The sequence below is a fragment of the Myxococcales bacterium genome, assembly GCA_012513515.1.
Taxonomy (GTDB): Bacteria; UBA10199; UBA10199; order 2-02-FULL-44-16; family JAAZCA01; genus JAAZCA01.
This window is the reverse complement of sequence record JAAZCA010000016.1, coordinates 15,279-27,029: the sequence shown is the minus strand read 5'-3', so window position 1 is coordinate 27,029 and position 11,751 is coordinate 15,279. Positions and strand designations below refer to the sequence as shown.

At 50.7% G+C, this 11,751-nt stretch carries 7 protein-coding genes; 4 read left to right on the top strand and 3 right to left on the bottom strand.

Features of this window, described 5'->3' with window-relative positions:
• Positions 1-67: 67 nt before the first annotated feature.
• Together GX659_03240 and GX659_03235 are read right to left on the bottom strand one after the other, a co-directional pair.
• Positions 68-1,096 (bottom strand): hypothetical protein, encoded by a 1,029-nt coding sequence (locus tag GX659_03240; protein NLD27802.1) that lies wholly within the window; start codon positions 1,094-1,096, stop codon positions 68-70.
• 229 nt (positions 1,097-1,325) lie between these two features.
• On the bottom strand, positions 1,326-4,136 hold the full coding sequence (locus tag GX659_03235) for an AAA family ATPase (protein ID NLD27801.1): 2,811 nt from the start codon (positions 4,134-4,136) through the stop codon (positions 1,326-1,328).
• Between the two features lie 228 nt (positions 4,137-4,364).
• On the opposite strand from GX659_03235, the gene GX659_03230 reads away from it, so the two are divergent.
• The gene (locus GX659_03230) at positions 4,365-6,647 is read left to right on the top strand and encodes a hypothetical protein (GenBank protein ID NLD27800.1); all 2,283 of its coding nucleotides are present in this window, start codon (positions 4,365-4,367) and stop codon (positions 6,645-6,647) included.
• On the opposite strand, the gene GX659_03225 is transcribed toward GX659_03230, so the two are convergent.
• On the bottom strand, positions 6,648-7,748 hold the full coding sequence (locus tag GX659_03225; GenBank protein NLD27799.1) for a hypothetical protein: 1,101 nt from the start codon (positions 7,746-7,748) through the stop codon (positions 6,648-6,650).
• Positions 7,749-7,949: 201 nt separating this feature from the next.
• Between GX659_03225 and hemW the strand changes: the two genes are divergently transcribed.
• From hemW to hrcA, 3 genes are all read left to right on the top strand, one after another.
• The gene (hemW, locus tag GX659_03220) at positions 7,950-9,104 is read left to right on the top strand and encodes a radical SAM family heme chaperone HemW (protein ID NLD27798.1); all 1,155 of its coding nucleotides are present in this window, start codon (positions 7,950-7,952) and stop codon (positions 9,102-9,104) included.
• Between the two features lie 76 nt (positions 9,105-9,180).
• Positions 9,181-10,566, top strand: a complete 1,386-nt coding sequence (locus GX659_03215) for an MBL fold metallo-hydrolase (GenBank protein ID NLD27797.1) — start codon at positions 9,181-9,183, stop codon at positions 10,564-10,566.
• A gap of 128 nt (positions 10,567-10,694) precedes the next feature.
• Positions 10,695-11,729 (top strand): heat-inducible transcription repressor HrcA, encoded by a 1,035-nt coding sequence (gene hrcA, locus GX659_03210; protein NLD27796.1) that lies wholly within the window; start codon positions 10,695-10,697, stop codon positions 11,727-11,729.
• Positions 11,730-11,751 lie beyond the last annotated feature (22 nt).

Below are 11,751 nucleotides of genomic sequence, written 5' to 3'. Positions count from 1 at the left end.
AGCACTGAAAAAGAAAAAACGCCCGGGGCCATTGGCTTCGGGCGTTTTTGCAATTATCTATATTCCTTTAATGCGCTTCGCTGCTCGTTTGTGCAAAGTACCAATCTAATCCGGACATCATCCAATTCAGAAAATAGCACCCTGTCGAGGCTTTGCAGGTATCATAGAGCGATACCTTGCCGTTTCCTATGTCATAGAAATTCGTCGGTCTGCGGATCTCTTCAAGTGGTACGAAATGGCCGGGTTTTGGGGAGGCCTTTGCCTTTTCTGATGAAAATACCACGATTCCAGCTCCGACGGCCACTAAGGCCACGATCTTTAACGATCCTGGAACCTTGCTCGCAGCTCTTCTAAGACCCTTGTGGATTCCTCTTCTAGCGAGTTTAGAAGTTCTTTTTGCTCCCTTTTCCACGGTGTGAACGATCGGCCTTCCGCTCGCGTTGACAGGTGGTGAGGGGCTTTCTTGGACGACTTTTTTGGCGGGGCCCTTGATCAGGGATTTGCCGGTTATGAGTTTTACTATCCTTTCGCCCGCTATGCCGGCGACCACGAATCCCGAACCGATTTTGACTCCCTCAACTAGCATCGATGGCGCCAGCGAGTCCATTATTTTAGCACATCTGCTGTTTCCAGGGACGGGGAGATATCTGGTGATGCCGTAGAAGTGTTCTATGAAATCGGGCATTATGCTTTCTTCCAGGTCGTTGCAATCCATGGTCGCTGCTACGTGTTTGGCGTGAGATGACTTTACGCAGTACATCCCTTCCTTTGTGGAATCCATATCGAGGAATAGAATATTTCGCTCTATCCCGGCAGTGTCCCTTATCGCCTTAGCCTCATCGGCGCTCAGATATACATCCGATAAGAGCATCCCTTCCGATCCCTGATTGCAAGGGCCTATAACCTCCCCTTTGTAGGGGCCTTCAGCGACCACTCCAAATATTCGTTCTTCCTCTGTGTAATTTACGGTATATGGTCCGACCGCGGCCTTCGTTGCGGGAGTCGTCTCAAGTTCATCCATGGTTATGCCGTTTTCGGCTGCGACCTGCTCGATGGGTTTGAAGGTCTGAACTAGCGTTTCACCTGCTCCTACCATAAAGCCTCCTTGAGCCGTTACATGTCGAAAATAACAGATTCAACAGCGGCCCCCCCGGGCTTCATAACTATTATCGGCAAAAAAATGGGAATGTTGCTTGATCTTACAAAAAGCATTTTTGCTCTTAACTATATGATTTTATTTACTTTAATCTATGGGCCGGCTCGGATGAAAAAGATAAGGGAGAGGGATGCCCCTCCCTTATGAGTTCTAATCTTCATCGTTTTAATCAGAATGCGAATCTCGGATCTATCCTTCTCCCGCGTTCGCCTCGTTTACGATCCCGCTTGAGCTGCTCTATCCTCTCCCCTCTTCGCTCCACAAATTGTTTGGTGAACTTTCCGACGGAAGCGGCATCGGCCCTATTGAAGCCATTGACCTTCTGAAGTTCGGCGCTCGACAAGATCATGCGCAACTGGAGCTTTGCCTGTTCTTTTCCTCTGGCGTCCATTTTTTGATATTCGGTGTCAGCCTCAAGGATGTTTAATTCTTCTTCCGAGAGCTGGCGAGTGGCCACTCTGCCACCTTGAACCCTGGCTCCAACTGCTTCGACGATTTTACCGGATGCGATTAGATCCAGTCTCTCCAACGATGGACATTCATCCGTCGCTGTTCTCACGAACTGCTCGACTATTATCGCCGGGATCCCGTTTACCTCTCTCATTACGCGTCTTCCTGTAGGATCGTTTACGGCGGATGCTCGCAAGAACCGTATTTTTTCCTCTTTGCCCAAAGATTCCCAGTAGGCGACCGACATGTCGGTGACCATGCGGGCAAAATTCCCTTCAAGTCTGGAATAGCTTTCCACTTCTCCTCCAAAGATCGGATCGGTTCTGATCATTTCTTCAAACCTTGCATCAACGTCGAACATTGGGTTTTCGGCGGCCGCAACTTTAAAGGTCTTCAGCCCTTCTGCCGTTCCATCCCATAGCGGCTTTTCCACCTCCTCAATGCTCATACTTGCGACTTTAGTCAATTCCTCTAGCGAGATTGACGTTTTTGTAATTTCAGATATCGCTCTCGAAACATGATCCATAGTAACGATTGCTGAGCCGGAATCCCTCGCCATTCGGCAGGCATTTTCTATCACCTGGGTGAATGCCGGGAATCTTGCAAGGGTTGGATGATTAGCTCTATAGAAGTGCTCTCCCGCCTTTGCAGAGGCATCCATGATTTCATTCGGGATTTCGACTCGATAAAAGTCGGAATATTTCTTTTTTACAGAAGAGTTTTCGCCCGTAGCGATTTGGATGACCTCGGCGAGGGTATATCTATGAATCTTTACCCAGTTAAACCTTCCGTCTAAATCCGGAAAAGTCTCTATCATCGTTTTCATGCCGTCAGGGCGTTCTTCGCTCTTAGGTGTGAATCTTCCCCCTCTGCTCGTAGTCCCTATGATGACGAGATTTTTTTGAACTTTAGGATCTTCCAAAAGGTCGAGCATCAGCTTTCCTACCTGTTCGGATGCCCCATCTGATGTGCTGCCGCTGGCGAATATAAGATCGATTTCTGAAATGTATACTACAACCGGTCCTCTCTCGGCTAGCTTTCTTATCTTTGCGACTTTGTCGGCCACAGTGCCTCTGTACTTTGTGCCTGACTGAAATTCAGCCGCGTTTATTTTATAAACAGGGGCATCTAGCATGTCTTTGGGAACGGAGGGATCCCTTTTTTCTTTCAATATGAGCATCTGAAGCGCTACAGAGTCTTTCCCCTCCCTAGGGAGCTCGTCGAACATTATGCCTCGGAATCCCGGGGTGTCCGTTTTTCTCCATGCTTCGTGCGCTTCTTCAACTCTGCCTGTCATTTCCAGGGTAGGGTTGATCTTAAGCATCCCTTTGACGACTTTGCTGAAGTCGGATACGGCGAGCTCCTTGCCTGCAATTTTCTTGTAGGCCTGCACGAATCTGTCCCATCCTATTATGCCTATGAAAAGCAGCTGAAGAAGGATCGCCAGTTTTTGCCACATGGCCATCTGGTCCATCTGTTCGCGGGCCACCTCGAGCTGAGATTCAGTCATTTTTTTGCTTGCTTCCATCTGTTGGTCAAACTGTTGAGTCTGGAAGCTTTTGACAGTTTCCAGATATTCTATGATCTTTGCCTTTTTTTCCCGATCAATCGCATCCCCTGACTCCTTAATTAGTTTTATGAAATCTTCTATCCTCTCCGGTCTACCGGGCCCCACAGCCTTGAAGAGGTACCTCCCCGTCGCATTTAGCCCCTCCGATTCGAAATCTTCATTGAGGCCGGGGCATTCTCCCGAAGCGCATCTGAAATCATCCTCGTTCATTCCGGCGATCTGCGCGACGGTGCGCATCTCTTCTACCGTGAGCTTTATACCGCCTTCGTCGTATCCTTGGTCGAATGGCTTCAACTGGTTGTAGAGCGCAAGCGCTCCCTCTTTGCCGATATCGTCGGAATATCCGAAGAATGCGTAGTCCTTCCTGTAGCCCTTCATAGTTTCGGCTAGATCTCTCAGATAGGATGTCTGAGTGTCGTTTAGCTTGTTCTGCTCCAAAAGACCCGCGAGTGCTCCTAACTGTTCCTTGTGCAGCTGAACGATTTCTTCCGGAACGATATTGCCTTTGGCGTCGAATATGAACTCTTCATCCGAACGGCAAACCCCGGCTATGCCGGAAATATTGTATCTGGACCCTACATTTCCATCCTCGTCGACGCGTACTTTGGCAGTTTCCTTTGGTGTAAGTGACCTTAAATTCACAAATCCGAGGAGCCTTCCCGGAATATCGAAGAGCCTTGTATTGCTTCCTACACTGACATAGGTGGAAGGGATCTCCGATTCTTGCCGGCTTGCGGATGCGCAAACCGGATATTCCTCGTTACTTTCACAGGTGGTGCCGTTATGTCCGCAACCGCGGCGCGATAAACCGGTTCTAGCTATATCTGTCTTTCCGCCTGAAAACATAGGAAAACTCCTTTCAACCGAACCTATTGAAAAATAAAGGAATGTAAGCCAGCCCCCGGGCTTCATAGCTATTATCGGCGAAAAAATGGGAATGTTGCGTATTAGTTCTGTCAATTAGCTCTGTCATTGTTACCGCCATTGTTTATCCTCTGCATAGTTATCGGATCTAAAAGGTCGAGGTTGCTTCGGCATGAAAAGTATTTGATCTGCTTTTCACTCTTTCTAATGATTGGCTGTGAAAATTTTTTCAAAATTAAGCAACTTGAGCAAAAGCTGTCCGATAACGACATCGTACAGAGGAGGGTTGCGGGTCTTTGCGTTTTTTCGCCCGCGCACAGGGAAATGATAGCAAAAGCACCTGTAAGCGCTTTTCCGGTCGTCGGTCTGCCTGTTTTGCAGCCCGTGCCCCTTTCTATGCCCGCTTTTACACCAACTGCGGCATCGGGAACTTTTGCGCTTTCGGCTTCTTCGCAATTTAGGGCCTTTTGGCAGCAGTCCCAAAGTGTGATTTCCAGTGTAAATCCTTTTTTGGCTGAAGCGGTCACGCACGACAAGAGGCAGGAGATAGTCGCCGGTTCGAGGGCGCTCTCCATCCTTTCAGTCGCTGACTCGCTTAAAAATGGCGGAGCGCTTGCGACGGGTGTCGGTGCGCAGCTCCCCCTCGATGAGATTTTCCCGGAGGTTCTGACTTCAACTTTTCAGAATGTTGCAGCAGCTGCGAAAAAAAATATTCTTAGGCCATCTCTGGATCTGCAAATAACAGCTTCATCCCCTTCGGAATCTAAGGACGATGTAAAAGCAGCTTCGGGTTTCGTTGAGCCATTCTCCGTTGAAGCCTATCGGAGCGCGGAACTTTCAGAAGGAATGGAGGTCGAGGGGGCTGGCGAAAAATCGGCGGAGAGAGAGTCTCCTTCAGCATCTTCATCAGGGTCATCGCAGTCCCTCGATCTTTCTGATGATTTCGCTTCGGCTAGGGATGTAGCATCAGGTTCCCATTGGCAGTTTTTCTCCGACGATTTTCGATCGACCCCTTTGGGCGGAGCCCTCAAGGAACATTCATTAAAAGCACATCAGGCGTCCAAAGCTTCTCTATCCTCCGCGGGCGAACTAGCAGCTTATCCAGCAGCCCCGGATGCGGATTTTATCAGTGACCCGGCATCGCTCCCTGAAAAAGGGAGGGGTGTCGGAAGCGTGTTTGCAAAATCATCCGCCGATCCGAATCGAATGGCCACGAAACTCGGGGCTTCAAAGAGGGCGGAAGTTGAAAGCAAAACAAGAGGAAGTGCACCCCGGACAGCATTCCCTGTCGGTAAGCTTTTTTCACCCATCTCTTCGCTTTCCGGCAGGCCGTATGCTTCCTCTGAAGATATCGCCTCTGATGAAGATGCCGATCTCGAATTTGCGCCGGTGCGCGATATTTCAGGGGATAAAGATGAAGTCATAGTTTCAGGGACGATATCCGGCATTCCCGTTGAGCGACATTTTTTCCGCGACGGAGAAAAACTCGTCTTTGCAGGATGGAAGGAGTCTGGAACTAATAGGGCCTTTATCACCGCCCCTTCCGAAACCGTTTCGCAAGGGTGGCGACGCGGAGTTCATACTTACAATCAGCGCGGCCTCTTCGGAGTTGGCATGCCGGGCGGCGAAAGCGCATACAAGCAGATACCCATCGAGATGCCGGGCTCCAGCCTTCGCGACCGCCTGGTTTCGATGATCATATCGCAGCTGCGAATGGGACCGTCATCGATGGAGAACGGTCTCATAATGGAAAGTTTTAATGCGCATCTCAAGCTTTATTACGAAGGCGTGCTTCCTCTCCGTGCGGATCAATGGAGAACCTTGATTTTCAAATCCATGAAACTCGCCGCGCAGTTTACGCCCCTGTTCGACAGGGGAGGTTCTAGAGGGATAGTCGATCTGCAATACGATATGGCTTCGATGCTCGGCATCGATGTCAACGGTTTTTACGCGTGGGAAGATTATCTGGGCATTGAGACGATATCGTCCAACATGTTTGACGACGATGAGGCTGCGGATGATTCCGCCATCTCCGCGCTGATGCCGCATCTGGAAGATGGATTGTCCATTCGCGCGCGGGAGGGTTTTTCGTCCGAAGGGGGCACTCCTTCCGCAAAGGGCTTCGCCGCGGCGAGGGCGCTGGAATGGGATATAGCCAGGCTCTCGAGCGTAGGAGATGCCGAATACAGGGCTGCTGAAATAAAGCTGTACATGTCGAATCTTTTTGAATCCGGGATGGGGCGAGAGGCCTCGATGGGGCTTGCGCTTATATTCGCCAATTCCGATCTGAACGAGTCCGCCTCCGATGGAGAAGGGGTCGTGCAGAGGTGGAGATCAGCGGAGTTGCGCACGTTGATAAAAGCGCTTCTATTCGGAGACACATGGAGCCTCGTGAGCCGTCGTGAGTTCAGGGAAAACCTCTCTCCTTCGGAAAATTCCGCGATCAATGCGATGATTTCCGATGTGAATTTCGAGATAACGGTTGCGCCGCTGCGCGAGATAGACGTCGCTTCCCACGAAGATGAGTTTTGGGGGGCGGTCGAAAAGATAGGAAACGAGCGCGTGATGGATTACGTATTCGAAAGAATAGTCACAGGCGGAAGATAATCACACCCCAAGAAGTTTTTTATCCATAATTTTTTTTACGGCTGCAGGATGCGAGTCGGCCAGGATGTCTGCGCCGGCGGTCGTGCGTATAGTCCCATCCACGAAAGATGAGGAGCTGCTTATCGTCCAGAAGGAGCTGGTCTTTCCGCTGATCGTTCCAAAACCTCCGCCATAGAAGGTCCTGTGGTTACGCTCCCCGGCCTCGATGCACGCGATTGCCGCAGAGCGAGGGGTGCCAGTCGCCGATGGAGCCGGAAATCTGGAGATTATGTCGCCTATGCTGTGGGTCCCATCCCCGCAGAATGCTATATTTTCCGATGAACAGAATTCGCAGGCCGCTCCCTCGTGTGTGAAGGAAAAATTTATGCTGGACTTGCTTCCAGAGCATATGAAATCACGAAGCATCATACTCGGTGCGGGGCGTTCGGCATGTCTCACCATATGAAATCTTTCCAGCGCTTCGGATCGAAGCCAGTCGAAGGCGTTTTTGGCGATGCGATCAAAGGATGAGTCTTTTGGTAAGAGCCTGAAGTCCCCGTTTGTGCTCCGGCTCCCTGAGGGAATCTGCCACGTCGCTGAGGCGATGCGGGCCCTGTCGGAAAGCGCTGTTATGGATATATCATTTTCAGATGAGCTTACTGCGCGTACCGTATTTTCGATGTGGTCGAATAGCAGGAAGTTGTCGTAGAAACCCAGCATACATTGAGGCAGTCTCGAAAATCCTTCTGCCGGTGCAAAGCCGAGCAATGCCTTGGCCGCCTCGAAACCTATGTATCCTATTATTCCGCCGGAAAATGGGAGCTGCGGATCTTCGGCTATTTCTCTGGAGCCTTCCGTGAATCGCCTGAGCGCTTCTATGGGGGAGTCGATGGTGACGTGGCCGTCGATGGTGATAAAGCCTCCAGCCATGCTGAAGCAGCTCTTCGGCATCGAAGCCACGACGGTAAATCTCTTTTTTCCGGAGCCTGCAAAGGGAAGATCGATTGAGACGAATCCACGGTCTTCGCAGAGGGCGGCGACCGCTCCCTTGAGCGTTATTCCATCGAGTGGAACCGAATTTATCGGCGGCCTTGCCATGCTGAGGCTATACACTCTGATCATAGAACAGTCAAATTAGATATTCATAATAATTTCAATAAGTTATAAAAATATCGACCGGTTTTGCGAAAGTTCTTGCAGAAAATTTTGCCGATGATATTTGCCCTCATCGCTTCGAGGGTTTTGTCGTGCTTTTTCTTCACCATAATGGGCGGGCAGGGATGGTCCTTGCTCGCCCATATATTTTGGCCTAATCGGGGTGGGATGAAGAATAAAATAGGTATCTACGTTCACATCCCTTTTTGCATGGCGAAGTGCCGCTACTGCGACTTTTTTTCGATTCCTGTGGCGCGCGGTTCGGTCGATGAATCAGGATATGCCTCGGCACTTATCTCTCAGCTCGAGAGCGAGCTCGATATTTTTCCGATAGAGGGGCGCGAGGTCGGCAGCATATATTTCGGGGGAGGGACTCCGTCGATGCTATCGCCGGATTTTTTTCGTTCCATGCTCGACGGACTCGCCGAGAAATTTCATATCGTTCCTGAGGCGGAGATATCATGCGAGGTCAATCCGGCTACGGCAGAAGCGGCCTGGTTTAGCGAGCTCAGATCGGCCGGGATCAACAGGGTCTCCATCGGCGTGCAGTCGTTCAACGAGAGAAACCTGAAAATCCTGGGCAGGATTCACACCCCTTCGGATGCGATGCGCGCCATAGCACAGGCGCAGGATGCCGGATTTTCAAACCTGAGCACCGATATCATATATTCGATTCCGGGAACATCGATGGCTGATCTGGAGGAGGACCTCCGCCTTCTCATGATGTTTTTCCCTGCGCATGTCTCCGCATACTGCCTTAACGTGGAGGAGGGAACCCAACTCCAGAAAAAAGTTCTTTCCGGCGAGTTGAAGCTGCCATCGGAAGAGGAGCAGCTTAAACAGATGAGGATGATTTCGCGGATGCTTCGGCGTGTAGGTTGGAATCGTTACGAGATATCCAATTACGCGAAGCCGGAAATGGAATCTCGTCACAACGTCAATTACTGGGAATATGGTGAATATCTGGGCCTCGGACCATCTGCGGCTTCATTTCTTATGGGCGTGAAAAACTCATTCGGAGTGAGACGTTGCGTTTCGCGTGAAATTGGAAAATATATGAAAGGGGAATTTCTCTCCTCAGAAGAATCTATACATAAAAAACAGGGAGCGCTCGAGTTCATGTTCATGGGGCTTCGCATGACACGCGGAATCGAGCTTTCGCGCTTTTGCGAGATTTTCGGCGGAAGCGTTGATGACTTTTATTCGGAAACCCTCTCATCTCTGGCCGATCGTGGGCTCATTCTGCGCGATGAAAAGAGGATAGCGCTGACCGATCGTGGAATCGAAATATCGGACCAAATTTTTTCCGAGTTCGCCATGTAAAATTAGATATCTTGCTTTTTTATGCCATCGCGGCGTAAAATGTGCCATTCCGCTTGAAGGGGGGCTTGAAAACTTAGTGAAACTACAATTCCTAGGCGCGACCGAAACAGTAACAGGCTCAAAATTTCATCTGTCCAACCAGACCCACTCCTGGCTGGTCGACTGCGGTCTTTATCAGGGGCTGAAAGATCTGCGAAGGAGAAACTGGCATCCCTTTCCCGTCGATCTCAAGGCGCTAAATGCGGTGATGCTGACCCACGCCCATATAGATCACAGCGGCTATATACCCATAATCGTTCGTGACGGATTCAAGGGAAATGTCTTCGCTTCGGAGCCGACCGTCGAACTTTGCAAGATCCTGCTGCCGGATGCCGGCTACATACAGGAGGAAGATGCGAAGTTTGCCGCCAAGAAGGGCTTTTCAAAACACGAACACCCGATGGCCCTCTATACGTACCAGGACGCGGTGAATTCTCTATCCTCGCTTAAAGGGGTGGAGGACAGGGAGTGGCACGAACTTTCCGACGAAGTGAGGATGATGCTGCGTCCCGCCGGGCACATACTGGGTTCGCGTATGATCAACATTTCGGTGAAGGAAAAACACCGCAAATTCAATATCATGTTCGCAGGGGACCTGGGAACCTACGACTCCCTGATCTCAGTGGATCCGGGACACGTCAAGTCGGTGAATTATCTCGTGCTGGAGTCCACATACGGTGACAAACTGCACATTGAGGAGAACGTCTTCGACAGGTTTGAAAAGATAATAAACACTACCGTAGCGCGCGGTGGAAAGGTCGTCATTCCAGCGTTTGCCGTCGGCAGGACTCAAGAGGTTCTTTTCATCCTCAGGCATCTGGACGAAGAGGGCCGACTTCCAGATGTGCCTATATATCTCAACAGTCCGCTCGCCATCGATGCCACCGACATCTATCTGAAATACGCTGCGGAGCAGAGCGTCTTCAACGACAGGGTAAAAGCCGAGGGGGAGAAGGCATTTCGTCCATCGAAGCTCGTCATGGTGCATGATCCCGAGGAGTCCAAACAGCTCAATGTGCTTCAGGAACCGGCGATAATCCTCTCATCATCGGGGATGATGACAGGCGGGAGAATTCTGCATCATCTGAAGGCCTACCTTCCCGATCCGAAGAGTACCCTTGTGATGACGGGATTTCAGGCGGCCGGAACGCGCGGGCGTTCAATCCTCGATGGCGCAAAAGCGATCAAGATCCACGGCATGCCGGTCGTGGTTAACTCTCAGATCGAATTTATGGACTCTCTCTCGGCGCACGCCGACTACGACGACATCCTCAGGTGGCTTCGCGGATTCGAATCGCCGCCGAAAAAGACCTTCCTCGTCCATGGGGAGCCCGATGCCTGCCTGGGTTTGAAGCGGCGCATCGAGAATGAGCTTCATTGGAATGTGGAGATTCCTAAGTATCTCGACGTCGTGAAGCTCTAGCGGTCATAAAAATGTTATATAAAACAAGTATCTTGCTTGCATTCCCCTTGTTGACAAGGGGGCATGCTATTGATAGCTAGTTGGCACTCATTCGTCTTAAGTGCCAACTTGTTGAAATTATTAATATTATGGAACCAAAGCTACTTGAAAGACATGCGGGGATACTGGAGATACTGATCTCAGACTATATCGCGAGCGCCGAGCCGGTAGGTTCCAGAACTATCGCAAAGAAATACGCCGGGCATCTTTCTCCTGCAACGATAAGAAATGTCCTCTCCGACCTGACCGAGATGGGGTTTCTTACGCAGCCCCACACATCGGCTGGGCGTGTTCCAACCGGCGCCGGAATGCGCTACTTCGTCGATACGCTTTTGAAAAAGCGCGAGCTTTCCGATGCGGAGATGGAGGCGATTCGCGAGTGCTGCGCCGGAGACGAACGCGAGGTCATGTCCATCATCCAAAATACTTCCAAACTCCTTGCGCAGGTTTCTCATTACGTCGGGCTGGTTATGACGCCGAGCACAGAGGAGATGATCTTCAAACAGATCCAATTCATGCCGTTGTCCAAAAACAAGGTGCTTGGGATATTCGTTTCGAGGGATGGAATCGTCCAGAACAGGCTAATAGAAACGGGAGAGGATTTCAATTTTTCCGAGATCGATAAGATATCCAATTACTGCAACAACTCTTTTCATGGAATGACGCTGGAGGATGCGCTGGATAAGATAGAGCGCGAGCTGGCAACGGACTATGCCAAGTATGACAAGATGCTCCGCCATGCGATGCTCTTTTCGCGAGAGGTTCTATCGTGCATTCCTGGATCAGAGCTGGTGGTCGGGGGCGAGATACAGCTTCTGGACACTCCCGAATTTTCAAATTCAGAGGAATTTCGCAGGGTGGTTCGCGAGCTCGAGGAAAAGAACAAGGTCGTGAAGCTGCTGGAGCGCTGCAGGGAAGGTCAGGGGGTCAGGATTTTTATAGGCAGCGATTCTCCTGAGGGGCGGGGGCTGGACTTGGTGGGGATAGTCGGCGCCCCTTATAAACGCGAGGGTCGTACAGTGGGAACCCTCGGGGTAATCGGTCCGATGCGGATGGATTATTCGCGCGTCGTTCCGATAGTCGATTTTACGGCCAAAGTTCTTGGCGACATACTCGACGCATGATCGCGGCAGGTTCTTTTGAAAA

What these genes read in the sequence shown, in the direction of transcription:
- GX659_03240 (NLD27802.1), bottom strand. Translation starts at nt 1,096, where the DNA reads ATGGTAGGAGCAGGTGAAACGCTAGTTCAGACCTTCAAACCCATCGAG.
- GX659_03230 (NLD27800.1), top strand. Translation starts at nt 4,365, where the DNA reads ATGATAGCAAAAGCACCTGTAAGCGCTTTTCCGGTCGTCGGTCTGCCT.
- GX659_03225 (NLD27799.1), bottom strand. Translation starts at nt 7,748, where the DNA reads ATGATCAGAGTGTATAGCCTCAGCATGGCAAGGCCGCCGATAAATTCG.
- hemW (NLD27798.1), top strand. Translation starts at nt 7,950, where the DNA reads ATGAAGAATAAAATAGGTATCTACGTTCACATCCCTTTTTGCATGGCG.
- hrcA (NLD27796.1), top strand. Translation starts at nt 10,695, where the DNA reads ATGGAACCAAAGCTACTTGAAAGACATGCGGGGATACTGGAGATACTG.